This is a genomic window from Eximiradius sp. (assembly GCA_937127445.1).
GTDB lineage: Bacteria > Bacteroidota > Ignavibacteria > Kapaibacteriales > UBA2268 > JAKIZO01.
The window spans coordinates 75807-100664 of sequence record CAKZLY010000027.1 but is presented as its reverse complement, the minus strand read 5'-3'; the positions used below and the strand labels follow the sequence as shown (position 1 = coordinate 100664).

Here is a 24858-nt window from a genome sequence, read left to right as displayed (position 1 = left end):
AAAATAATTATTTGAAGTGATGATCCAGAAGCAGCTTGCTATTGTTTTACATTCGTTTGATTTCGGTGAATCGAGCAAAATTATTTCGGTTTTTACCCGCGAAAAAGGGAGAATATCTCTTATTGGAAAAGGACTGCGCAATCCTAAAAGCAAATTGCATTTTGTATCGCAACCGATGAGTATTCTGGAAATTACTTACTATGACAAAAATAGGGAAGGGCTGCATTTACTGGCATCTGCATCGAATGTTGTACCAATGAATGCAATTTTTTCTTCGCTCGAGCACATTACTTGTGGAATGATGATGATAGAATCTTTCTATCTTTCATTAGGTGAAAACAATGCTTTTGAAGACTTGTTTGATTATTCAGTAAATATTTTAAATTTATTAAACAATATCTCTTCAAATCCGTTTAATTTTTTTGTTGCTTCACAGTTTAAGCTTGCAGAAACTCTTGGTTTTTGGCTTCAATTTGATTTTATGCTTGATAATGATTTACCGAAAAACGAAAAATATGCCTTTTCTATTGAAGATGGACGACCAATTATGTTAGGCTCAAATCAGAAAAATACATTAATTTTTGATTATCAAACTGCTTTATATTTACAAAATATATTTAGATTACCACTGAATCTTTTAGATACTGTCCCTGAAAACAAAATTGCATTCTCAAAGGTTTTGTCGTTTTTCGAAAAATATTTTAGTTTTCACTTTGAGAGAAAATTTGAATATAAGTCTTTTTATTTAATGGGATTACTATAGAAATTTTTCAATATTTACTTTTATAGTGCTTGAAAATAATGGAGTGGAGAAATGATTAATGGATATTTTGAATTATTAGAAGAATACCTGGCTAACATCCAAAGAGATTTTGATGGTTACCAAAATCAATATTTTCTACAACGTAGCCCTGAATTTTTTTGTTTAGAATTAAATGGAGAAGCAGGAGAATTAGCTAATTTAGAAAAAAAAATTTGGAAAGGAAAATTTGTCCAACTGGAACAAATAGCTGATGAAGCTGCAGATACTTTTATCGCTTTACTAAATTATGCAAATGCTCGGAAAATTAATCTTGCCAAAGCTGTCGCGAATAAACTAAAAATAATCGAAAAAAAACGTTTGGAACTTGCCCAAAAAGGAGAAGATTATTAATGTTCGATATAATAATTGCTCTAATAATTGGTACTATTGCTGGAATTGCGGCTGGTATGTTTGGCATTGGTGGTGGGGTAGTAATTGTTCCAGCTTTAATTATTATCTTTTCGTTGCCTTTGCACATAGCCACTGGGACTTCTCTTGCCGCACTTTTATTGCCTGTTGGGATTTTTGCCTGTATAAAATTCTATAAATCTGGTTTTTTAAATATTAAAGTTGCTGCCTTGATTGCTTTGGGGTTATCTATTGGAGTATATTTTGGAGCAGAAGCTGTTGCAGCTATTAGTTCTAAAATTTTAAAAATAATATACGGTATTTTTCTATTATTTGTGAGTTTCTATTTTATTAAGCCATTAGAGCTTATAAAAAAGAATAAGTCTGAAAAAATTGTCTATGAATATAAAAATACCGTTTCGCCCTTATTCCCATTGTTTATTGGAGTGCTAGCTGGAATTCTTTCGGGAATGTTTGGTATTGGTGGTGGGCTTGTAATTACACCATTTCTAATGTATGTGCTTCGGTTTCATCCCAAAAATGCGATTGGTACATCATTAGGTGCATTGCTACTGCCGGTTGGGTTGCCAGGCGTGATTGTTTATTTCAACAATGGTTTTATTGTATTGAATTTTGCTATTGCTATTGCAATTGGCATTGTTTTTGGAGCAATTATTGGTGCAAAAATTACTTTATCTCTAAGAACTAAATACGTAAAAATTATTTATGGTATTTTTTTACTGCTTATGGCATTGGATTTTATTGTAGGAGGATCGATTGCAAATAAAACATAAATATTTATGTCATTTTGTTAATTTTGTATAAACATTGTTAGATAATTAGGCAGATATGGTTACAATAAATGTCGAATATTTAGGTGATTTGCATTGTAAGGTTACTCACGAACCTTCTCAAACAAGTTTTTTAACAGATGCACCCATAGATAACCACGGTAGAGCTGAATATATATCACCTACTGATCTTACAGCTGCTTCTATTGCTTCGTGTATAGCAACAATTATGGGTATTGCTGCTCGTGGTCGCAATCTTGATATTCAAGGTTTGCGTATTTCTGCTAAAAAGGAAATGACAAACGTTCCTTATAGAAGAATTTCTACTATTTATCTTGATATTGATTTCCCAATATATCTTGATGAAGAAGGCAAAAAACTATTCGTAAACATTATTAAAAGTTGCCCCGTTTCAAGAAGCTTAAACACTGAAATAAAGATTGAAACAATTTTCAAAATAAAAGGTGAAGTCATAGATATTAATGAGTATTTGAAATGAAAAACTATATTTTTATATTTATTATCTGTTCTTTTTACTTGTCTCGTGCTCAACTAAGTGATGATGTTTTGCTTATGTTCAATAAATCTGTTCAAGAATATCACAATAGAAACTATCAAGTAGCTCTATCATTAATAGATAGTGTGCTACTAAAAGCTCAAAACGAACATACTTATAATCTTAAAGGTGCTATATTAATTGCAATGGATAGTGCTTACTCAGCTGAATTGTGCTTTAGAAAAGCAATTGAATTTGATAGCAATTCAATTGAATATCGAGAAAATTTAGTGCAATCATTGATGAGACAAAAGAAATTTGATGAATCAATCGATGAAATTAATAATATCATAAAGATAGACCCAGAAAAATCTTCCACTTATTATAGTCGTGGAGTTCTTCATTCAGAAAAGAAAGATTATCAGAAAGCAATTGCCGACTTCTCCGCTGCAATTAATCTCAGTCCTAAAAATCCTAATTATTATCAAGCTCGTGCAGAAATGTATTATCTAATTGCTGAATACCAAAGAGCTCTATTCGATATTAATCAATCTATTAAGTTAAACCCAGACCAAATTTTAAATTATCGTCTGCGAGCTTTTATTTTGTCACAATTGAATAACTATAAAGATGCCCTGGGTGATTTTAATAAATATCTTCAAGCAAATCCAAACGATAAAGATGCTTTGCTTGGTCGTGCTATTGCTTTGTATGAAATGGGGAAAAAAATTGATGCTATTAGTGATTTAGATAAAGTGATTGAACAAAACGGTTTCAATGAAAACGCTTTGCTTAATCGTGCTGCAATATATTTTGAGCTTGAAATGTATGAACGCTCTTTGAGTGATTATGAGAAAGTAATACAAATCAATCCACAGAATTTTAATGCTAATTTTGGTCTTGGGGAAGTCCATTTTGAGAAAAATGAATTCGATAAAGCATTAACTTATTATTACAAAGCAATTGATATTTCTGCGAATAATTCAAATCTTTTCATTAAAGCAGGCAATGCTGAATACAACTTGAAAAATTATTCCAAAGCCGTGGAAAATTTCTCTAAAGCCTTGCTAATTAATTCTAATCAACCACAAGTATATTTCAATAGAGCTCTTGCTTATAAAATGATTGGACAAAATGAGAATGCCATAAATGATTTTTCTGAATTTATTAAAATTGCAGATAGTGTCCCTGGGCTTTCTTCATATATTGAGAAAGCTGAAAAAGAAATTCAACAACTTAAATCGAAGTAGCTATGGATAATAAATTTATTATTATTGCAGGTCCTTGCCTTGCCGAAAGTGAGGAAATTGTTGCACAGACAACAGAGCACTTATCACAGATAGCAAGAAAATACAATTGTGTTTTTTATTATAAAGCATCCTTCAGAAAAGCAAATCGAACAAGTGTTAATTCTTTTCAAGGTGTTGGTGATGAAATTGCCCTTGAATGGATTAAGAAATATTCTTCAAAATATAATCTTCGTTCCCTAACGGATATTCATGGTCCAGATAATGCCCAACTTGCTGCAAAATATGTTGATGTTTTGCAAATCCCAGCTTTTCTCTCTCGTCAAACCGATTTACTTGTTGCAGCAGGAAAAACAGGTAAAATTGTAAATATCAAGAAGGCTCAGTTTATGGCACCCAAAGACGCAATAAAAGCTGCTGAAAAAGTAATCTCAACTGGTAACAAACAAGTGTGGCTTACTGAACGTGGAACTTTTTTTGGTTATCACGATTTAGTAGTTGATATGCGTTCTTTAATTGTTATGAAAAGCAGCGGTTTGCCTGTAATTTATGATGCGACACACTCACTTCAGCAACCATCGCTTGGAGAACAATCAGGTGGTTATCGTCAGTTTGTTAAATCACTTGCTCGCTCGGCTGTTGCAATTGGAATAGACGGTGTTTTTTTTGAAACCCATCCCGAACCTGAAAAAGCAAAAAGTGATTCAGCTACTCAAATTAAACTTGATGAATCAGACAATTTTATTTACAATATTTTAGAATTAAATGAATTTATCAAACGGCAACTGAATGCTTAAATTGTTGACAAAAAATATCGTTTATTTTTTTATATTTCTAACATTAATTTTTGCCACAACATCTTGCGAAGAGGAAAAAGCTTCAAGACCCAATACTCTTGATTCGCTTGATTTAGATATTCAACCTGACCAAATTGCTCAAAATTTTGATATCCGATTTATTGATTCGAACTGGACAAGAGCAATTCTTAAAGGAAAACGAGGTAGGGTTTTCTCTTCACGGAGTGAAACTTTAATTGATGGTGGATTGAGGCTTGAATTGTTCAATAAAAATCAAGTGTTAACTACCTGGCTGATTGCTGATAGTGCACGTGTTGATGATAACAGCCTCGATATGTTTGCTTTCGGGAACATTGTGGTATATTCAGATAGCACTAATACTCGATTGGAAACATCTTTCTTAAAATGGAGCCATTCCCAGCAAAAGTTTTTTTCTAATGTTTTTGTTCGGATTACTTCTCCATCTGAAATTATTGAAGGGTTTGGATTTGAATCGGATCAAAATTTGAAAAATTATAAAATATATAAAGTTAGTGGAGTAAAACAATGAAAAATATGCTGGTTGCTGGGAATTGGAAAATGAACACAAATGTATTCGAATCGCAAAAGCTTGTCGAATACATTTTGGGATTTATGAAAACTAATGCAACGCTCAAATCTCGTGTCCTTGTGTGTCCACCTTTTACAAGTGTTTATGCTATTGGACAAATTGTGAAGGATACTGAACTACTTTTAGGTGCTCAAAATTGCTATTTTGAGGAAAAAGGTGCCTTCACAGGTGAAATCTCAATTCCAATGCTTGAATATTGTGGCGTTAGTCATATCATTATTGGTCATTCAGAACGACGTTCTTATTTTAAGGAAGATGATGAATTAATTAATAAGAAACTGTTAGCTATTTTGGAGCATAATTTAACACCAATTTTATGTATAGGCGAAACACTGGAAGAAAGAAATCAAGGTAAAACTTTCGATGTTCTCAAAAATCAATTGGACAAGGATTTGGCGGGTGTATCTAATGAAATAATTGCAAGAGTTGTTGTAGCCTACGAACCTGTTTGGGCAATTGGAACAGGTATTTCTGCAACAAGAGAGCAAGTAGAAGAAGCTCATAATTTTTTACGTCAACTTTTGGTTAACAAATTTGGAGATAATGCTAATCATATTTATCTACTATATGGTGGTAGTCTATCTGAAAAAAATGCGGATGAGATACTATCTATTGAGAATGTAAATGGTGGTTTAATTGGTGGAGCTTCTCTTAAAGGTGATAGTTTTTGTAGCATTATTCAAACAGCCGAAAAATATATCGTATGATAAACAAATTACCTAATATTCTGACTTTTTTTAGAGCATTGGCTGCACCATTGTTTTTTGTGCTGTTCCTGAGCAGTAATAGAGATTTTATTCTTTTGGCTGCTATTATTTTTGTGTTAGCTGCAATAACTGATTTTTTTGATGGATATATAGCTCGAAAAATGAATGCTACTTCTGAATGGGGGGCTTTTGCAGATCCACTTGCAGATAAATTCCTTACTACATCTGTTTTTATTGCTTTTGTGATTGTTAAAATTGTTCCTATTTGGATGGTTGTTATCATTCTATTGCGAGATTTTTTGACAACTTTTTTAAGATTAGTAAAAGTTTCGAATAAAAGAATCAAAACGTCTTTCATAGCAAAATTCAAAACAACACTTCAAATGATTTTTATTTTCGTAATTCTATCTCTTAATCTTTCAAGCTTTTACTTAAAAGGTGAAGCATCTATGACTATTCGAAATTTAATTTTTTCTGATTATGTTTATTACTCAATGCTATTGATAACTATTATTTCACTAATTTCATTGATAGAATACGTTTACCAACTATTAACTCCAAAAATTGATGGTTAAAAAAATCGATATCTTAAATTTTTGGGGAACAGGAGAGTTAAAGCATTTGCAGTTGGCTCTGCCAATTTTAATAGCTTTTATTGCAATTTCTATTGTTCCTTACGATTATCGAATTATTTTTATCAATCTCGTTTCGGTAGCTTGTGTCCCTATTTCAATTATACTAATTACCAACGAAAAGAAATTGTTTGCAAAAAGAAAAATTGTTTTCGATAAAATAATACCTTTTATTTTAGTGAGTAATCTTGATTTTGTGAGTATTGATGAGATAAGGTACCTGATTTTTGCACTTCTTTATATGATATTGCTACATTTACCATTTATCAAATATGATTTTTACAAATCTCGTCCAATTGAAGTAATTAGTAAACTTACATTTGCAACTGTCTTATCTCTTTTTATTGCACAACTGATTGCTTTGGGAATTTTACTTTTGCAGATTTCTCTTTATAACAAATAATTATTTTTTATTACTCAATTTTGTATTATTTTTGATAATTACATTAAAAGTGTATATATCCAATGGCTGATCGTCGTAAATATAAAATATCTGAACACAATGAAGAACAGAAGTTTAATTTATCTATTGAACAAAAGGAATATATCGAAACTCTTGAAAATACAATCGATTACTTGAAAAATGAAATTGAGCGATTTAAATCTGATACTAATAAAATAGAACTTTATCAAAAGCATCATTATTATCAAAACCTGATTAATTCAGCAATTGATATTTCTTTATGCGTTTCTGATAGAGAATTTGCAGACAAAACTCATAAATTATTTGTGCAAAATGCATCTGCAATTGAGAGCAATTTCTATTTTTATGATAAAAATGGAGAACTAAAGCCAATAAGCACTTCCGAAACATCTGTTTTTTTAGATAACTATATTTACCATTTAGAAGAACAGGGCATTTTAGATTGGATTTTCGAACAAAATTGCTTTAAAGCAATTCCAAATTTTGACGAAACTGCTATCAAACAAAATTCTATACTTATTTTCCCTATTGCTCGAAATGAAAAGCGTTTTGGCGTTTTTCTCGCAAGCACAATACTTCAGCACGACGCTATCGAAGAAGAACTAATAATTGTTTTTCAAAATACATTGCAAATAATATCTTCTGCATTGTTAAATCTAATTCTATTAAAGCAAATAGAAGAAATTTCAAATAAGTTTAATGTGCTGAATAGTCAATTGTTAAACACTTCTATTCTTATGTCCGTTGGTGAAATTTCGGGTGTTGTTGCACGTGAAATGGATAGTCCAATTAATATTATCAAAGCGAATGTTAATTTAATTGCTCGCTCTATCGGTAATATTGAACGCCGTGCAGAGATTATTCAAAGCAATATTGAACGTATTGAATATCTCAATGGTTTTATTAAGAATTTAATTAATGCAAGTGAGGCAAAAGAAATCATAATATTGCAAGATCTGATTAAAGAGACAATTTCGATTTTGCAGCATCAAATTGAAAATAAAGATGTTAAAATTATTACTTCTTTTGATAATGAAAATATATTTTGCGAATGCTATCGGAACCAAATTCAGCATGTTCTACTAAATATTTTGCTCAATGCTCGGGATGCTATGCCAAATGGTGGGACAATAACTATTGGTTGTTTCAAGCAAAGCGATAAAAAAGCTTCAATTAGCATTGCTGATACAGGTGAAGGCATCGCAGAAGAAGATTTCCAAAATATTTTTGAACCGCATTTTACTGAAAAAGAGAAACTTGCTATAAATCTATATATCTCAAAGCTAATAATTAATAATCACAAAGGACGTATTTCTTTTGCTTCTGAGTTTGGCAAAGGCACTACTTTTAGGATTGTATTACCAATCGCAAAAACAGAGTGAAGATTAATTGCAAAATATTGATTTTTATTTTTGCGTTTATTTTTTGCAGCAATGTTCTATTGTCTCAGCAAATGCTGAAAAACATTACTATTGACAATAAAAATAGAGTATTCTTATTTTTCAAAAATTTTCCTATAAACTTTAAATCCAATTTGTCCGACGACAAAATGAAAATTATTCTTACTTTGAATAATTGTTTGGTCGCTGATACATCTCGAATGAAACAAGGTAAAGGCATAATAAATGACGTTTATGTTAATTCGCAAAAAAATAGTCTTACAATTTATATTTCTTTAAATGAACAAACTGGATATACTGCTGTTTCATTGCCATTTACTCGTTCAATAATTGTCGAGACTTTCCGTTGGATGGATTTAACACCGTCTGAAGATACGCTTCGTCAAGGACTGCTTGCTTTGGAAGACAATATTACAGACGTTGCTCAACGGTTGCTATTTTCTGCAAGCCTTCGTCAAGAGCCATTAGCTGCATTTTATCTGGGACTTTTGTATTTGCAACAAGGTAAAATCAATTCTGCCGTGCATAATTTACGTTTTGCTGAATTGAACGGAGTTGATGTCCCTGATTTATATGCGGCAATCTCGCAAATCTATGCTCTAAAAGATCAATTAGATAGTGCATCTAAATATGCAAAGTTATTTCAATCCAAAACTGGATTTACTTATTCTCCTAAAATTTCACTTGCAAACATTATTGAAACTGATACAGTGTGCTTGGAGCCTGTTTCGCATTTAAGTTTAGTTCCAAAGATAATTCAAGATAAATCATCATCAAAAGATACAAGTGAATTAGCAAAAAAATTTGAAACTATATTTAAAGATACTGTCCAAAACGAAGACGAGATCCCAGCGATTTATAAACAAATTCTGACTTATGTCGGTGGTATTGTTGCTGGGTTATTTTTGCTTGTTGTTTACTTATACCTTCGTTGGCGACAGAAAAAACAGCGAGAAGTACTCAAAAAAACACATAAGCCAAAAGATAAAAATAATTCTTCCAAAGCCAATGATAAGAAAAAAACTGATCAAACTGCAAAATTGATGGCGGCTCGTGCTTATTCAAAACAGCAAAAGCCTTCCATCGATGAAATAAAACAAGAAAAAACTATACCAAAACCTGAAAACATTAACTTTGAAGATAAACAAAAAGCCATCGAAAATATTATTGATGTAATACGCTCCGAACAAACTGAGAAAGAAGCAAACTTGCAAGCTTGCGATATAGAACCAGATATCAAACCTAAAAAAACTGTTTCTGCTAAATTTGAAATTGCTATGAACCTCGTTGAAGAACAAAGAAAAATAAAACAAAAAAATATTGAGAAACTTGGCAAAGAATTTATTATTGAGACTGCAAGATTAAATGAAATTGCTCGTTCGCTTGGAATCGAGAAAGGAAGTTTAGAAACACGAAAAGCAATAGAAGATATCGAAAAAGATCCAGAAAAAATGCAAAAATTACTCGAAAAATTCAAAAAAGATTAACGATTGTAATATCGCTCACCAAAAATTGCAGTTCCTATACGAACCATCGTTGAACCTTCCTCAATCGCAATTTCGTAATCGTGACTCATACCCATTGATAGTTCGGCCAAATTCAGTCCAAGTTTGTTGTTAATTTCTTCTAAAATACTTTTTAATAATCGAAATTCCTTTCTAATTACAGTTCCATTATTGGAGAATGTACCAATTGTCATAAGTCCTTTGAGTTTTATGTTAGGCAATCCCAAAACTTTTTCAGCAAGGCTTACTGCTTCATCCGGTTCGCAGCCAAATTTTGAAATTTCGCCGGAAGTGTTGATTTGCAGCAAAATATCAATTGTTCGGTTGTGTTTTTCAGCCTGACGAGCAATTTCCGAAGCTAATTTTTCGCTATCTACTGAGTGAATTAAGGATATAAATGGAGCAATATACTTTACTTTGTTTGTTTGCAAGTGACCAATGAAGTGCCATTCTGGCAAAATCCCTTTTTCGGATAATTGAGATTGCTTTTCAACTAATTCCTGAACGTAATTCTCACCGAAAATTCTTGCGCCTGCCGAATATGCAGCAGAAATTGCATCTATTCTATGAGTTTTACTGACAGCAATAATTTTAATATCTTCTGGATTTTTTGAAAATTTTTTTGAAGTTTGTTCGATTATAGATTTAATATTTAAAAAGTTTTGTTTAATTATTTCATTATTCATATTTTTACCTATACTTTTTAGCAAATATAGCAATACATTTTGAAATAATCAATTAGATGGAGGAGATGGAAACACTATTCGGGATAGATTTGTATTTGTTTAGACTGTTTAATCAAGCTTTTGTCAATCCAGTGTTTGACGCGATAATGCCTATTCTTACAAAGGAGAAGTATTTATTGCCAGTTTATGCAATTGCTCTATTTATTTTGATATGGAAAGGTGGGCGCCGTGGACAAATTGTAGCATTATTGTTAGTTATCACTGTTGTGATTTCCGATCAGCTTAGTAGCTCTGTAATTAAAAGTTTTGTAGGAAGATTGCGCCCCTGTCACGAACTTATTGATGTTCGGTTGTTAGTTAGCTGCGGTAGTGGAAAATCGTTCCCTTCGTCGCACGCTGTAAATAATTTTGCAGCTGCAATTCTACTATCAGGTTTTTTTAAGCGGTACTGGTATATTTTTATTTCTATTGCAATAATTATTGCTTATACTCGAGTTTACTGTGGAGTTCATTATCCATCAGATGTAATTGCTGGTGCAATGATCGGCTCTATTATTGGTTACTTATGTTATAGATTATTTCTTTTTATTCAAAGTAAATTTAATATTGTTTTTTAGTATTTTTTTGTTAAATTAACTTCTGAGAATACTTTACTAATTATAGCTATTTATAGTTTTTTGGGAGTAAATTATATATTAGTAGTATTTCAAATATGTATGTTTTTCTAATAAGAAGGTGAAAACTGACTTTCTTTACTATGTTATTTTGTCATCAATTTTATTACCATAGTATTTTTAACAATATAAAAGGTTTTCTATGTTTAATTTTTTCAAACGATTTTATTCAATTTTAGCCATTGCTTTGGCTGCTGCATCATTTGCAAATGCGCAAGTGATGATTAATGGAATTCAATACAGCAATCTTAAAGCAGCTTTCGACGCTATTAATGCTGGTACTCATCAGGGCATTATTAATGTCGAAATTACTGGCAATACGACTGAAACTGATATTGCTGTGCTTAATGCGTCCGGTGTCGGTTCTGCTAATTATGCTCAGGTTAATATTTATCCTACAACTAATGCTACTATTTCGGGTAATGTAGCTTATGGAATAATCGAGCTTCAAGATGCAGATAACGTTACTATCGATGGGCGTATTAATCAAGCTGGTTCAACCCCTGCTCTTACAATTCAAAATGATGCTTCTGCTAATGGTATTTGCATTCGTTTAACTAAAACTACAGCTGGCGATGGTCCACAAAACAACATAATTAGATATGTAAATTTTGTTGGTTCATCTCCTTCTACATCAACAATTTATGGTATTCTTGCTGGTGCTACGGGAACAACTTTGACAACTGGTGCAACGGGGATTAATAATCTTACAATTGAGTATAATAATTTTCGTAAAATTTACTATGGGATAAGGATTAATGGCTTATCTACTGGTCAAGCTACAAATATCAACATTTCGAACAATAATTTTGGTAATAATGCAACAGCGGGTGATGGACTTTATTATGCAATTTATTTATCCTATTGCTCTGCTCCTAATATTATCAGTAATGCTTTTAATATCAATACTTCAACCACTCAATATAATATTTATCTTGGAAATTCCCCAAATGCAGTTATTACAAGTAACACGTTAGAAAACTGCGTGACCACAGGTTCTTCTTCATACTATCCTATGTATTTCACGTCTTCTACTGGTGCAACAGTTTCAAATAATACTATTAAAAATATTACAAGTGCTTCCACTTTTGGTGGTATTTATTTTATAAGTTCAAGCGGTAATTTCAATGTTTCTGGCAATACTATAGAGAATTGCTCTGGAACAACTTTTTATGGGGTTTATGCAAGTTCAAGTGCTGGTAATACCTTTAACAACATAATAAGAAATTGCAATACTACATCAACTACTTACGGTATTTATCTTGTTTCCGGTGCTAATAGTAATATTTATAACAACACAATTTCAAATATTACCTCTATTACCTCAACAAGTGCTTGTGGTGGTATTTATCTTTCATCTTCCGGTACATCAAATGTATATCTAAATACTATTAGCAACATTAGCGGTGCTGACGCTCGTGGTATATATTCGTCAGGTTCGGCTAATGTAAATTTCAGCAGAAATATTATTAAGAATATTTATTCTACCTCAACATCAACCTCGTATCAAGCTGAAGGAATTTGGATTGGTGGGACAAGTCCAAACAACTGTGTTGTTGTTAACAATGTAATTGCTGGTATTTTCGATAATTCAAATAAAACTACTCTTTCGTATGCACTTGCTGGAATAAGGATTGCTGCTGGGACAGGTCACCAAATATACCACAACAGTATTAATTTATTTGGCACAGCTACGGCAACTAATGCTGCAGCTAATTTATCTGCTGCATTGCTTGTTACTACAACTAGTTCAACCAGTTTGAATATACGCAATAACATCTTTGCAAATTCAAGACAAAGCTTTACTGGTTCTAAAGCATATGCTATATATCTTGCAGGAACAGGTAATTTAACAGGCTCAACTATTAATTATAATGATTACTATGCTTCTGGTTCACAGGCAGTTCTTGGTTTTGTAGGTAGCGATCGGGCTACATTGACTGACTGGCAAGCAATAGTTACTCAGGATATAAATTCTGTTTCTATTGATCCTCTATTTAATTCAAATACTGAATTGACACCTTTCGTTGGTTCTCCTGTAGTTGGGTTAGGTACTCCAATATCAACAGTAACTATTGATATTCTGGGAAATCCTCGTTCAAATACTGCTCCAACCTTAGGGGCTTATGAACAAAGTGGCGATGCCATACCTCCTTCTATTACATTTACACCTCTTGGCAATACCGCTTTGCTTACAAACAGAACACTTATTGCAACAATTACAGATGTAAGTGAAATTCATCCAACAAATTCACCTCGATTGTATTACAGAAAGACAACTAACGCTAACACATTTGTTGATAACAACAATACATCTGATGGATGGAAATATACTGTTGGCAATTTAACCGGTCAAGACGAATATACTTTTACTTTTGATTATTCTCTTATTTATGGTGGTGTTGCACCGGGTGATGTCATTCAATACTTTGTTATTGCACAAGATAATTCTTCGAATGCTTTGGTGGGAGCATCAAGTGGGACTTTTGCTACAAACCCAAACTCAACTGAACTTGTAGCTGGGAATTTCCCAGTAACAGGGGTAACTACATCATATGTTTTGTCCTTTGCTTATAGTGGCACATATCAAGTTGGTGAAAATCAGACATTTACAACTCTAACAGGTTCAAATGGGTTATTTAATGCCTTAAACAATGGTGTTTTAACGGGTAATGTTACTATTGAAATTGTATCTGATATTACTGAACCAGGGACAGTAGCTCTTAATCAGCTTGTAGAAGAAGGCGGTAGTGGTTTTACAGTTACAATTAAACCTTCGCAACAAGCTAGAACACTTACATTTAATAAATCAGGTTCTTGTATTGTGATTAATCAGGCGGATAGAATTACTTTTGATGGCTTGTTGAATGGTGAGAATTCTCTGACAATCCAAAACATCAATGCAGCAACATCTTCAAATATTATAGAAATAATTGGTAGTTCAACAAATGGAGCGACCGATATTACTTTGAAAAATCTCAATATTATCGGTACAGATGGAACTGGTTCGTCTGTTTATGCAATATTGCTTCGCGACGTTACAGGCTCCTCAAACAACAATGCTACCAGCCATAATTTGAGCATACTGAATAATAATATTAAACGTGCTTATCACGGAATTAGAATATTAGGTGATGGCTTAACTGGTCTGCAAATTATCGGAAATAATATTGGTGACATCGCTGATGCTATGACTGTTCGAGTCCGTGGTATTATTTTAAATGGTTGCGTTGCTCCAGTAATCAAAAACAATGTTATTCGAAATATGGTTCTAGCTTCATCGCCTAACCTTGCTGCTATTGAACTTGCCTCCGGCACATTCAATAACCCTGTGATTGAAGGAAACATTATAACAGGGCTTTCAAATGCTTCTACTGGTGGTTATGGCGCTTATGGAATAAATATTGCTGCCACTGTTACAAATGCTACTATTGCAAATAATATTATATCCAACTTATATTCTTTTGGCTATACTAATACAAGCACTACAGATAATGATTTCGCTATTCGTATTGGTGGGACAACTAACGGTGTGAATATTTATCACAACACAATCAATATGGCAGGAACGATTGCTCCGAATTCACTAAATCCAAGGAATTCAGCAATATTTATAGTGTCGAATACAGTAAAAAATGTTCGAATTCGAAACAATATAATTATTAACGCTACAAACCAAGTTTCTTCAAATGCTCAATCTACTATCTATTGGCTGAACTTTACATATCATGATTCATTATCATATTATGTTGATTATAACCATTATTTCAATGGCGGTAATAAACCAGTATTTGCAGTATTAGGTTCAACAACTCTTTCAACATATAGTGCGTATCTTTCTGCTGTTGCACCACTTGGTTTTGATCAGAACTCAACTTATGGTGATTTGACATTTATTGCTCATAATAATCCTATTGTTCAAGGAGCATCACTACTCGATGAAACATTGCGTAAACCACTCTTTACAGGAATCCCTGCAACTGATATTCACGGCGAAACAAGAACATCTGTCAATAATCTTGCAGGTGCAGATATTGCACAACCATCTGCAATAACTATTCAAACTGATTTGCCAGTTCTTACAAAGAAAGGTTCAAATGCAACATTTGATTTGACATTTGTCCCAGCGGTTACTGCATTCGCTGATGGAATTGCTCGTACAGTTCCTGCTGGTCATTTCCCAGGCTTTACTTATCAATGGTTGTTTAATAACAATCCTATAACGAGTGGAGTAAATAACATTACTATAAACAACAACACACTTTCCATTTCTTCAACGAATCCAACTCACGCTGGTACCTATAAAGCAATTGTGAGCTATGGATCGGCGTCTGCTCAAACGGGTAACAGTGTTCTTGAAATTGAAACGCTTGAACCAGAGTTGCTATCACCGGCCAATAACTCTACTGACCATCCAATTGGCTCAGTAGTATTAACTTGGGTACCTGCATTAGATGCAACTGGCTATGTATTGCAAGTTTCCACGAGTCCAACGTTCACAACTGTTTTAGTTGAAGTCAATACAACTGCAACATCGTATACATTAACAAACTTGCAATATCTTACTGATTATTATTGGCGTGTAAAAGGCTATAATGACCAAAACACAAGCTTATTTACACCAGCTTGGAAATTTACAACTCGTCCTGCGATTTATCCAATTGTATTAGTTTCTCCTGCTAATAACACTCAGAATTTGCCAATTCAAAGTATCTTCTCGTGGAATAGTAATGTAGATGCAACACAGTATGAAATTCAAATTGCAACAGATGAAAACTTCTCAAATCTTTATTATACAACAACTACAACCGAATTAAGTGTAATTGTAAACTTGCAATACGAAACTCAATACTGGTGGCGAGTTCGTGGCAAAAATACTAACTATACTGGTTTATGGTCTGAAACACGCCAATTTACAACTCGTCCTGCTATTTTCCCAGTTGTTCTTGTAGCACCAGCTAACGGAGCTACTGGATTAAATATAAATGTTGCTTTCCAATGGCAAAATAACATAGATGCAACTGGCTATATTCTTGAAATATATTCTGATGCATATCTGATGAACAAAGTAGCAGAAATTAATACAAGTACAACAAACTATATTTATTATGGTTTAGATTTTAATACTTCATACTGGTGGAGAGTGAAAGCCTACAATACCCAATATCAAAGTGCTTGGAGTGTAGTTCGATCATTCAGTACAGTAGCATCTCCAACTCCTTTCATTACTATTGGTACTGGTACATCAGGGCAATCCTATCCACTAGATCGTTATTATAATATGAGTGCCTCTGAAGCGATATACCTTGCAAATGAAATTGGTTTTCCAATGACAATAACTTCAATTGCTTACAACAAAGTTGGTGGTACAGATGTAAATCCAATTGGACCTGTTTCAATATTTATGAAGCATACAACTGATAACTCACTCGCAACAGGTTCTTATGATTCTGCTACCTATACTCGTGTATATCACGGTAGCTTTACAAATAATGCTACATCAGGTTGGATGCAAGTGAATTTAACAACACCTTTTGTTTATAATGGAACAAGTAATTTAAGTGTTTTGGTTGTTAAACATAATCAATCATGGATCAGTGCATATCCAACTTATGCATTTACATCAGTTACACCAAATCGTCATAGAGCAGCCCGAGATGATAACAATATGCCAACTTCTCTAACTTCAAGTTCAAGTTTGCCAAATGTTCGCTTTGGATTTTCAGTTCAACCGCTTACTATGCCTACATTAGTAGCGCCTACAAATAATGCAGTTGATGTGTTAGCAAATGTATCATTTAGCTGGCAACCTGTAAGCGAAGCTACAATGTATCGTTTTCAAGTTGCAACTGATCAATACTTCACAAATATTATTAAAACTGAAGTAGTAACTTCAACTTCTACAACTTTACAGCTTGGATATACAACTACATACTATTGGCGGGTTCGTGCAATCAGCTCATTTAATGTGTCTGATTGGAGTGAAACTCGCTCATTTACGACTGCACCTTATGTATTAATGGGTACATATAACATTGGTACTGGTTCAAATGCGCACTTTCCAACATTTACAGCATTTTTCAATGAGATCTACAATAATGGTGCGTTAGTAGGTGGCAATGTATCTCTTGTTGCAATATCTGATATTACTGAACCTGGTCAGGTAAATATTTCTGAGTTCCCTGAATACTTTGGTACGGGCCACACAATAACTATAACTACTGACAATTTAGCATTGAGAACCATATCTGCAAACGTTGCCGATGGAGCTGTGTTCAAGCTTAACGGTGCTAACAGAATTAAATTCAATGGTGAAAACTACAGACTCAAAGTTATTAATACTGCAACAGCCAATGGTGTAGCTATTTGGCTCGCTTCTATGAATACTGAAGCAGCTGGTGCAGAGAATATTGAAATTAAGAATTCTATTTTAGCAACTGCAACAGAAGATATTAACTTGTATAATACTGCTGGTATTTTCTCTGGTGCTGCTACTACAATTGGTGCAACTCCAATTGCTCCAAATAATAATGTTGTAATTGAAAACAACAAATTCCTTAATGCTAAACGCGGTATTCTCTTCCAGGGACATGTTGCTAACCGTCCAACTGGTGTTGTAATTAAGAATAATACATTCGGTGCAGAAGAGTTTGCAGGATTGTTATACAATGGTTTTGAGCTCTATAGCTTAAACGCACCTATTGTAGAAAACAACACTGTTATTAATCCTCAAAACATTGGTATTGTGATTAATTCAGCAAACAACGCTCTTGTTAAGGACAACGAAATCTTTACTTCTAAACCGGATTTATATCCTGGTGCCCAATATGGTATAAATCTTGTAAGCTCTGCAAATGCCGTTGTTGAGCATAATATAGTAAAACATTTCCGCTTGTATGGTATTTTTGTTCAGACAAGTGCAAATGCTCAAATTCTGAACAACTCAATTACTAATGCAGGATTATTGAATAACAACATTGCAAATGTTAGTGGTATATTTGTTTCAACTGGTGCTAATCAAGGTTTGACAATAAAAGGTAACAAGATATTTGATTTGAATAGTACATTATTTACTGCAGGTGCTAATGGTTGTGCATATGGTATCAACATAAGTGGTAATGCAGTCAATAGCGCTTCAACTCCAATAAATATTGAAAACAATATGATTTGGGGCATTTCTGGCTACGGTAGTGTCAATCCAACTTATGTTCAAAACAATCCATATGCTATTCTTATTAGCAATGGTCGTCATATCCGGATTTATAACAATACTGTACTTATGAATGGAATGCTTCATAGTGGTGTTGGCTATTCGGGTGTTCTATTTGTAAGCAATACTTCTGTCCAAGATGTTGATGTAAGAAACAACATATTTGTTAATAAAACTACTGCTTCAACTGCACAAAACTACATTTATTATGTTCATAATGCATCACTGTTCGATAATTTAGATCATAATATTTATCAATTAGCTGGTTCATCCAACTTACGAATTGGTTACACTATCAACAACTCAACTGCTCACACTACACTTTCCGCTTGGCAAACTGCAACAACAAAAGATGCTAATGCAAAGATGAAAGTTGTTCCATTCCAAACTAATATGCCATTTGTTACTTATGCTGTATTGTCAGATCCTGATTTCATTAGCCCAGTAATTCTGACATCTACTGATATTTATGGCATAGCAAGAAATGCTTCCAATAACGTTAAGGGTGCAAACATCCCAGAATATAATGATGTCGCTGCACGCTTTATTGTTTTCAACAATATTGGTACAACTTCCATTAATGCTGCTTGGATAAATGGTAATGGTCAAGGAAGATTAGTTCTTGTTTCACCAGATGAGCTTTCTTCAAACGATTGGTATGAGCTAATAGCAACGTTAAGCAGTGATTTATCTAATTATGCCGCTACAAATGGAAACCTTGCAAACGCTGTTGAGTTGCGTTATGGCAGCAAACGAACTTATGTTGTAAAACAACTCACAGGTGCTGCTCGTACTGTTACAATTTCCGGCTTAACACCTTCAACCCGTTACAATGTGTTTGTTGTTGAATATTACACCAATAGTGGTGTTCGCTACAACCCATTTGCCGGTGTAATGAATCCACGTCTTGTTGAAACAGCGTTTAATGTTACTCCACCTATTGTTGCGCCCGCAACAAACGTTTCTTACGATATGTTTACAGCAAACTGGAACTATAACGTTGCGCAGCCAATAGATGGATTTGAACTTTGGTTAAACAATGACATTATTGATGTTGGAAATGCTACTACCAGCGGTGCATATTTTGTAGACTTGTTTGCAACTGCAAATACTCAGTATCAATACAAAGTTCGTGCTAAGCGTGGCTTAGCAGTATCAGAATGGTCATCTATACAAAATGTCAATACATATCCAATCAATCCAATCTCAGGTCCTAATTCAGTCTGTATAGGTTCCACTAATAGTTACACTATTAATCTTGGTAACGTTTCAGTTGCAAATATTAACTGGACTTCAAACTTAAATGCACAGATTACAACAACTGCAAATGGTATTAATGTTGTTTGGAATAATATCGGTAATGCTTTGCTAACTGCTAATATTGCTGATACATATGGTAATACGGGCACTGCAAGCTTTTCAGCAGTCGTCAATTCATTACCAGTTGTTACAGCACCCGCTAATTTTGAAATTTGCGTTGCTGGTTCTCCTCAAACTCTTACAGGTGGCTTGCCTGTTGGTGGAACATACAGCGGACCTGGTGTTTCCAACGGTATCTTTAACCCGTCAGTAGCCGGTGTTGGCGTTCATACTATTATTTACTCTTATACAGATGCTAATGGTTGCACTAATTCAGCTGACTTTACAATTACAGTTATTAATTCAATAGTAGTTACTGCTCCTAATAATCTTGAAGTTTGTATTGACGCCAATCCGATTACTCTCTCTGGTGGAACTCCTACGGGTGGTGTTTATACATTTAATGGTATTCCTATCACCACATTTAATCCAGCTACTGCTGGTGCAGGCGTTCATACCATTACTTATACATATACAGGTGAGTACAATTGCACAAATTCAGCACAATTTACAATTACAGTGAATCCATTGCCTGTAATCAATGTACCGCAAAACATCTCTGTTTGTATTGATGCTCCTCAGTTCGATCTAGTAGGTGCAACACCAATTGGCGGTACATACTTAATCAATGGAACTCCTGTCACTTCATTTAATCCATCTGTTTACGGTGTCGGTTCTTACACAGTAACGTATACCTATACTGATAATAAAGGGTGTACAAACTCAGCTCAGTTTACAATAACAGTCAACCCATTACCACCAATCAATGTTCCTAATGCTTCAACAGTATGTATTATTGATCCGCCATTTGCACTGACAAGTGCAACTCCTGTGGGTGGAACTTATTCGGGTAATGGTGTTGCAAACAACATTTTTGACCCAGTTGCAGCTGGTGCTGGTACTCACACCATTACTTATACCTATACTGACAATAATGGATGCGTAAATTCTGGAACATTTGCAATTACAGTTATTCCAGTTCCTGTAATAACAGCTCAACCAACTGACCTTTATGCACAAGAATATACAAATGTTACTTTCACTGTTGCTACACAAGATCCTACAAATACAGTTCAATGGCAGGTTAAACCTTATGGTAGCAATACTTGGAACGATATTCCAGGCGCTACATCTAATACCTTATCGCTTACTTACATTTTAAATAGTATGAACGGCAACCAATACCGTGCATTAGTAACAAGTTGTACTACAATTCCAAGTAATGTAGCTACGCTCAACGTTATTACTCTACCAAATCAGGCCACACAAATCAATTGGATTAACTGGGGTCGTACTCAAATTACTCTAAGCTGGACTAATGGTACTGGTAACGGTCGCATTGTAGTAGCTACTAAACAAAATAGCTGGCCCGCAAATGCCTTCATTCCGCAAAACAACACTAATTATCTTGCTGATCCATTCTTCGGCAATCTAATTACTAAGCATACAGTTAATGGCGAAGATTATTATATCGTTTACAACGGCACCGGTAGTGGTCCAATTACTGTAACTGGTCTTGAACGCTTGCAATATTACACATTCCACGTATTTGAGTACAACCAAAATAGTGGAGCAATTATTTACAACACTTCTTCTGAACTATCAGCAAACAATCCACGTACTCGCCAGACTTCGCGTAAAGATGCAGACGAAATTGAAGTTGCAACTACATTGCATATTACTTCATTAACTCCAAATCCAGCAACCGACAGAATTTCATTTGCTCTCGAAGTTGAAAATGTTGGTTTGTATCGCATTGAACTTGTTAATGTAATTGGTGAAACAGTTTACGTTAATAATGTTAATTTAGCTAATGGTTCTCATAACTTTACAATAGAATTGACTAATGCAACTGGTCAGTTGCCAAGCGGTAACTACTTCTTACGAGTTTCTGGAAATGGTGAAACAGCAGTTCATAACGTAGTAATAGTGAAATAATACTACTATTCAAAACAATAAAAAGCTGCCTCTCATTTTGGGAGGCAGTTTTTTTTTATATTAAAACATATTAATGTGCTTATTGGTTAAGGGTATTAATTCAAATATCAAGACAATAATTGTCCGTATAAAGTCCAAAATATTTTTTAAAAAAGTGCAGGATTATGAGAAACAAATAGGGTGTAGTGGCTAACAAAAAAGCCTTGAAAAAACTTGTTTTTCAAGGCTTTTCTTATGCTCCTGAGGAGGGACTTGAACCCCCGACCCTCTGATTAACAGTCAGATGCTCTAACCAGCTGAGCTACTCAGGAATTATTTCGAAATCAAAGAACAATCATCATTATTAAGGATACAAAATTACAGACTTTTCCATAAAAAAACAAGTATTTTTTTTAATAAATATGTTTTTTTTTGATTTTTTTATGATTATTTTTGAGCGTGAAACAAATATTAATTCTTGTTATGCCAGACAATTTCAAGGATATTGATTTACCAAAATCTCCATCATATAAAAGATGGGCAAATTTTCTTTGGGTGTGGGGGCTTTTCTATACTGTTTTTGGTGGTGCTTTTGTTGTATCGTCTTTGTTATCTAATTCTGTTCAAGAAACTGATTTCACTGTGTTATTGATGGGAGTTGTCCCACTTATTATTGGTTACTTAATGCGCAAAAAATATAAAATGTCTATTAAAGTAGGGAAATTAAGAGAATATGAGCATATTGTCTTAAAATATCTGGCAGAGAACGATAATAAAATCAATGAAGTGCAATTTAGCTTAAAAACTGCTTTGTCAACTACAGAAGCAAAAACTATTTTAAACTCGCTTACTGAAAACGGGATTCTAAGTTTAGAAGTTGATAGTAATGGTAACATATATTATACCTGTCCTAAAATTATTAGAGGAATAAACAATTGATGAACAGAGAAGACATTTCAAGTATTCGTCACGATTATGGTAAATTTAGTTTAGATGAAAAAAGCATTAAAAAAAATCCATTCGAGCAATTCGAAATTTGGTTCAATGATGCTTTAAAAGGTGATTTCGCTGACCCTAATGCTTTTGCTTTATCAACAGTCAATAACGAAGGGAAACCTTCTTCACGTATTTTGCTTCTTAAAGGTTATGATAGTAATGGCTTTGTTTTTTATTCAAATTACGAAAGTCGTAAAGGTCAGGAAATCCAACAAAACCCATATGCAGCAATGCTTTTTTTCTGGGATAAATTTGAGCGTCAGGTTCGTATCGAAGGAAAAATTGAAAAGCTAACTACCGAGGAATCTAACCATTATTTTCAATCGCGTCCATATACAAGCCGTCTTGGAGCTTGGGCATCCGAGCAAAGTAGAGTATTGAAGTCTCGATTTACTCTAATGAGAAAAGTAGCTTTGCTTATACTTAAATACCCAACAAATGTTCCTCTTCCACCTCACTGGGGTGGTTATAGACTAATTCCTGAGCAATTTGAATTTTGGCAAGGTCGTCCCAGTCGTCTTCACGACCGTTTTCGCTATTTATTATTACCAGACGGTAATTGGCAAATAGATAGACTTTATCCATAAGGAAGATAAAAAATGAAAATTGTTACTTGGAATATCAACGGATATAGAGCAATTACAGGGCAGAATAAAAGTATTCGCCTTGATAATGTTTCTTTTGATAATAATTTATTTAATTTTATTGAACAGGAGCAGCCAGATATTATTGGTTTACAAGAAACAAAAGCAGCTCCAGAACAAATTGCTGACAATCTTCGAGTGCCACCAGGCTACTTTGCATATTACAATTCTTGTAAAGTTAAAAAAGGCTACAGTGGTGTGGCTCTTTTTAGCAAATTAGAACCTCAATCTATTAACTATGGCATGGGAATTCCCAAATTTGATGACGAAGGACGAATTATTGAATCTGATTTCGATAAATTTGTTTTATTTAATGTTTATTTCCCAAAGGGTTATACAGACGATCCAAGATTAGATTATAAACTTGACTTTTACGATGCTTTGCTGGATTATATAAAAAAAATCTTGAAAAAAGGCCGCTCAGTTATTATTATGGGCGACTTCAATACTGCTCGAACGGAAATTGATCTGGCAAATCCAAAAGAAAATGAAAATACCTCTGGTTTTTTAAAAGTAGAACGTGATAAAATGGAAGAATATTTCGCTACTGGTTTTACAGATGCATTTCGATTGTTTGTCAAGGAGGGTGGACATTATACTTGGTGGAGCAATCGAGCAAATTCTCGCAAAAGAAATATTGGATGGAGAATTGATTACCATCTTATATCTAATGATTTAGTCCAATTCGTAAAAAATGTTCGTCAATTACCGCAAGTATTTGGTTCTGACCATTGCCCGGTTGTATTAGAATTAGAACTCTAATTTTTTTGAAACATATTTATTTTTCACTACGTATTTTAATAAAGAATATGTAATAAGGAATATTGTTATGACAAAGAAATTATATCGCTCATATATTGATAGAAAAATTGCCGGAGTATGCGGAGGTATCGCTGAATATTTTGATATTGACCCGGTGCTTGTGCGTGCCTTATTTATCATTACTACGATTTCTTATGCAGTTGGTTTTATTGCTTATATAGTTCTTTGGATTATTGTTCCTGAACGACCAAAACCAATTTTTTCAAGTGACTTTATACCAGTTGTCGAGGAGGAAGAGCAACAAACTGAAATAAATTCAAACAAACTTCAAAGTCGAACAATATTAGGAATAATACTTCTTGTATTAGGAGTATTGTTTTTTATCAATGAATTTTTCCCAATTTGGGATAGAGGGATATTTTTCTCAATAATACTTATTATTATTGGTGTATTATTGTTGATTACCAAAAAAAGTGAAAAATAATTATGAAAAAATCGAGTATTTTTTTCGGGACTTTCTTTATTTCATTTGGATTAATTAGCATTATTCATAATTTTATTATTCCAATCAATTTCAACTTGACTAATTACGTCTGGCAATTTATACTTATTTTTTGGGGTCTTAGCTTTTTCAAACTTTCTGATAGAATTAAGATAATAATAATGATATTAATTGGAATAATAGCCGGATACTATTTTTATGGGATTATTGCTAAGGCAAGATTTGAATGTAATTGTATAGATAGTGTCAATTTATTGTTGCTACAAACACCTGCAAACTATTTATAAATACCAATCTTATGATATTTCTCATATTATTTTGGAAATATTCATATTTTTAGTATATTTAT

Annotated in this window: 20 protein-coding genes and 1 tRNA gene; 19 read left to right on the top strand and 2 right to left on the bottom strand. The window is 33.5% G+C overall.

The genetic code is table 11. The features are described from left to right. Positions 1 to 19: 19 nt before the first annotated feature. The 12 genes from recO to AC6QZF_RS08500 all read left to right on the top strand — a co-directional run bounded on the left by recO (position 20) and on the right by AC6QZF_RS08500 (position 9741). Positions 20 to 763, top strand: a complete 744-nt coding sequence (gene recO / locus AC6QZF_RS08555; RefSeq protein WP_499799464.1) for a DNA repair protein RecO — start codon at positions 20 to 22, stop codon at positions 761 to 763. Between the two features lie 51 nt (positions 764 to 814). Next, positions 815 to 1153 (top strand): hypothetical protein, encoded by a 339-nt coding sequence (locus AC6QZF_RS08550; protein WP_499799463.1) that lies wholly within the window; start codon positions 815 to 817, stop codon positions 1151 to 1153. Further along, the gene (locus tag AC6QZF_RS08545) at positions 1153 to 1944 is read left to right on the top strand and encodes a sulfite exporter TauE/SafE family protein (RefSeq protein WP_499799462.1); all 792 of its coding nucleotides are present in this window, start codon (positions 1153 to 1155) and stop codon (positions 1942 to 1944) included. Before AC6QZF_RS08550 ends, AC6QZF_RS08545 begins: the two co-directional genes overlap by 1 nt. Positions 1945 to 1999: 55 nt before the next feature. Further along, positions 2000 to 2440, top strand: coding sequence for an OsmC family protein (locus AC6QZF_RS08540; RefSeq protein WP_499799461.1), 441 nt, complete (start codon positions 2000 to 2002; stop codon positions 2438 to 2440). Further along, a complete protein-coding gene (locus AC6QZF_RS08535) occupies positions 2437 to 3687 on the top strand; it encodes a tetratricopeptide repeat protein (RefSeq protein ID WP_499799460.1) in 1251 nt (416 codons plus the stop codon). The genes AC6QZF_RS08540 and AC6QZF_RS08535 overlap by 4 nt, the downstream gene beginning before the upstream one ends. A 2-nt stretch (positions 3688 to 3689) precedes the next feature. After that, positions 3690 to 4481, top strand: coding sequence for a 3-deoxy-8-phosphooctulonate synthase (gene kdsA / locus AC6QZF_RS08530; protein ID WP_499799459.1), 792 nt, complete (start codon positions 3690 to 3692; stop codon positions 4479 to 4481). Further along, a complete protein-coding gene (gene lptC, locus AC6QZF_RS08525) occupies positions 4474 to 5031 on the top strand; it encodes an LPS export ABC transporter periplasmic protein LptC (RefSeq protein ID WP_499799458.1) in 558 nt (185 codons plus the stop codon). The genes kdsA and lptC overlap by 8 nt, the downstream gene beginning before the upstream one ends. After that, a complete protein-coding gene (gene tpiA, locus AC6QZF_RS08520) occupies positions 5028 to 5798 on the top strand; it encodes a triose-phosphate isomerase (RefSeq protein WP_499799457.1) in 771 nt (256 codons plus the stop codon). Before lptC ends, tpiA begins: the two co-directional genes overlap by 4 nt. Next, entirely contained in the window at positions 5795 to 6373 is a 579-nt protein-coding gene (gene pgsA / locus AC6QZF_RS08515; protein ID WP_499799456.1) for a CDP-diacylglycerol--glycerol-3-phosphate 3-phosphatidyltransferase, read from the top strand. Before tpiA ends, pgsA begins: the two co-directional genes overlap by 4 nt. Next, entirely contained in the window at positions 6366 to 6833 is a 468-nt protein-coding gene (locus AC6QZF_RS08510; protein WP_499799455.1) for a hypothetical protein, read from the top strand. The genes pgsA and AC6QZF_RS08510 overlap by 8 nt, the downstream gene beginning before the upstream one ends. Positions 6834 to 6895: 62 nt before the next feature. Further along, a complete protein-coding gene (locus tag AC6QZF_RS08505) occupies positions 6896 to 8236 on the top strand; it encodes a sensor histidine kinase (RefSeq protein ID WP_499799454.1) in 1341 nt (446 codons plus the stop codon). A 167-nt stretch (positions 8237 to 8403) separates the two neighbouring features. Next, positions 8404 to 9741 (top strand): tetratricopeptide repeat protein, encoded by a 1338-nt coding sequence (locus tag AC6QZF_RS08500; protein WP_499799453.1) that lies wholly within the window; start codon positions 8404 to 8406, stop codon positions 9739 to 9741. On the opposite strand, the gene AC6QZF_RS08495 is transcribed toward AC6QZF_RS08500, so the two are convergent. Further along, entirely contained in the window at positions 9738 to 10445 is a 708-nt protein-coding gene (locus tag AC6QZF_RS08495) for a YggS family pyridoxal phosphate-dependent enzyme (RefSeq protein WP_499799452.1), read from the bottom strand. The genes AC6QZF_RS08500 and AC6QZF_RS08495 overlap by 4 nt on opposite strands. Before the next feature lie 65 nt (positions 10446 to 10510). Between AC6QZF_RS08495 and AC6QZF_RS08490 the strand changes: the two genes are divergently transcribed. Next, positions 10511 to 11062: a phosphatase PAP2 family protein gene (locus tag AC6QZF_RS08490; RefSeq protein WP_499799451.1), complete on the top strand. Its 552-nt coding sequence runs from the start codon at positions 10511 to 10513 to the stop codon at positions 11060 to 11062. A 199-nt stretch (positions 11063 to 11261) separates the two neighbouring features. Next, complete coding sequence (locus AC6QZF_RS08485; protein WP_499799450.1) at positions 11262 to 21626, top strand: right-handed parallel beta-helix repeat-containing protein; 10365 nt, start codon at positions 11262 to 11264, stop codon at positions 21624 to 21626. Between the two features lie 237 nt (positions 21627 to 21863). Here the strand turns inward: AC6QZF_RS08485 and AC6QZF_RS08480 are convergent. Further along, positions 21864 to 21937, bottom strand: a tRNA-Asn gene (locus AC6QZF_RS08480). Between the two features lie 151 nt (positions 21938 to 22088). On the opposite strand from AC6QZF_RS08480, the gene AC6QZF_RS08475 reads away from it, so the two are divergent. The 5 genes from AC6QZF_RS08475 to AC6QZF_RS08455 all read left to right on the top strand — a co-directional run bounded on the left by AC6QZF_RS08475 (position 22089) and on the right by AC6QZF_RS08455 (position 24796). After that, complete coding sequence (locus tag AC6QZF_RS08475; RefSeq protein WP_499799449.1) at positions 22089 to 22544, top strand: hypothetical protein; 456 nt, start codon at positions 22089 to 22091, stop codon at positions 22542 to 22544. After that, entirely contained in the window at positions 22544 to 23188 is a 645-nt protein-coding gene (pdxH, locus tag AC6QZF_RS08470; protein WP_499799448.1) for a pyridoxamine 5'-phosphate oxidase, read from the top strand. Before AC6QZF_RS08475 ends, pdxH begins: the two co-directional genes overlap by 1 nt. A gap of 12 nt (positions 23189 to 23200) precedes the next feature. Then, entirely contained in the window at positions 23201 to 24007 is an 807-nt protein-coding gene (locus AC6QZF_RS08465) for an exodeoxyribonuclease III (RefSeq protein WP_499799447.1), read from the top strand. 67 nt (positions 24008 to 24074) lie between these two features. Continuing rightward, the gene (locus AC6QZF_RS08460; protein ID WP_499799446.1) at positions 24075 to 24491 is read left to right on the top strand and encodes a PspC domain-containing protein; all 417 of its coding nucleotides are present in this window, start codon (positions 24075 to 24077) and stop codon (positions 24489 to 24491) included. A gap of 2 nt (positions 24492 to 24493) precedes the next feature. After that, positions 24494 to 24796 carry a hypothetical protein gene (locus tag AC6QZF_RS08455; protein WP_499799445.1) on the top strand — a complete coding sequence of 101 codons (303 nt, stop codon included), beginning with the start codon at positions 24494 to 24496 and terminating at the stop codon, positions 24794 to 24796. Positions 24797 to 24858: the final 62 nt, after the last annotated feature.

What these genes read in the sequence shown, in the direction of transcription:
- recO (WP_499799464.1), top strand. Translation starts at nt 20, where the DNA reads ATGATCCAGAAGCAGCTTGCTATTGTTTTACATTCGTTTGATTTCGGT.
- AC6QZF_RS08550 (WP_499799463.1), top strand. Translation starts at nt 815, where the DNA reads ATGATTAATGGATATTTTGAATTATTAGAAGAATACCTGGCTAACATC.
- AC6QZF_RS08545 (WP_499799462.1), top strand. Translation starts at nt 1,153, where the DNA reads ATGTTCGATATAATAATTGCTCTAATAATTGGTACTATTGCTGGAATT.
- AC6QZF_RS08540 (WP_499799461.1), top strand. Translation starts at nt 2,000, where the DNA reads ATGGTTACAATAAATGTCGAATATTTAGGTGATTTGCATTGTAAGGTT.
- AC6QZF_RS08535 (WP_499799460.1), top strand. Translation starts at nt 2,437, where the DNA reads ATGAAAAACTATATTTTTATATTTATTATCTGTTCTTTTTACTTGTCT.
- kdsA (WP_499799459.1), top strand. Translation starts at nt 3,690, where the DNA reads ATGGATAATAAATTTATTATTATTGCAGGTCCTTGCCTTGCCGAAAGT.
- lptC (WP_499799458.1), top strand. Translation starts at nt 4,474, where the DNA reads ATGCTTAAATTGTTGACAAAAAATATCGTTTATTTTTTTATATTTCTA.
- tpiA (WP_499799457.1), top strand. Translation starts at nt 5,028, where the DNA reads ATGAAAAATATGCTGGTTGCTGGGAATTGGAAAATGAACACAAATGTA.
- pgsA (WP_499799456.1), top strand. Translation starts at nt 5,795, where the DNA reads ATGATAAACAAATTACCTAATATTCTGACTTTTTTTAGAGCATTGGCT.
- AC6QZF_RS08510 (WP_499799455.1), top strand. Translation starts at nt 6,366, where the DNA reads ATGGTTAAAAAAATCGATATCTTAAATTTTTGGGGAACAGGAGAGTTA.
- AC6QZF_RS08505 (WP_499799454.1), top strand. Translation starts at nt 6,896, where the DNA reads ATGGCTGATCGTCGTAAATATAAAATATCTGAACACAATGAAGAACAG.
- AC6QZF_RS08500 (WP_499799453.1), top strand. Translation starts at nt 8,404, where the DNA reads ATGAAAATTATTCTTACTTTGAATAATTGTTTGGTCGCTGATACATCT.
- AC6QZF_RS08495 (WP_499799452.1), bottom strand. Translation starts at nt 10,445, where the DNA reads ATGAATAATGAAATAATTAAACAAAACTTTTTAAATATTAAATCTATA.
- AC6QZF_RS08490 (WP_499799451.1), top strand. Translation starts at nt 10,511, where the DNA reads ATGGAAACACTATTCGGGATAGATTTGTATTTGTTTAGACTGTTTAAT.
- AC6QZF_RS08485 (WP_499799450.1), top strand. Translation starts at nt 11,262, where the DNA reads ATGTTTAATTTTTTCAAACGATTTTATTCAATTTTAGCCATTGCTTTG.
- AC6QZF_RS08475 (WP_499799449.1), top strand. Translation starts at nt 22,089, where the DNA reads ATGCCAGACAATTTCAAGGATATTGATTTACCAAAATCTCCATCATAT.
- pdxH (WP_499799448.1), top strand. Translation starts at nt 22,544, where the DNA reads ATGAACAGAGAAGACATTTCAAGTATTCGTCACGATTATGGTAAATTT.
- AC6QZF_RS08465 (WP_499799447.1), top strand. Translation starts at nt 23,201, where the DNA reads ATGAAAATTGTTACTTGGAATATCAACGGATATAGAGCAATTACAGGG.
- AC6QZF_RS08460 (WP_499799446.1), top strand. Translation starts at nt 24,075, where the DNA reads ATGACAAAGAAATTATATCGCTCATATATTGATAGAAAAATTGCCGGA.
- AC6QZF_RS08455 (WP_499799445.1), top strand. Translation starts at nt 24,494, where the DNA reads ATGAAAAAATCGAGTATTTTTTTCGGGACTTTCTTTATTTCATTTGGA.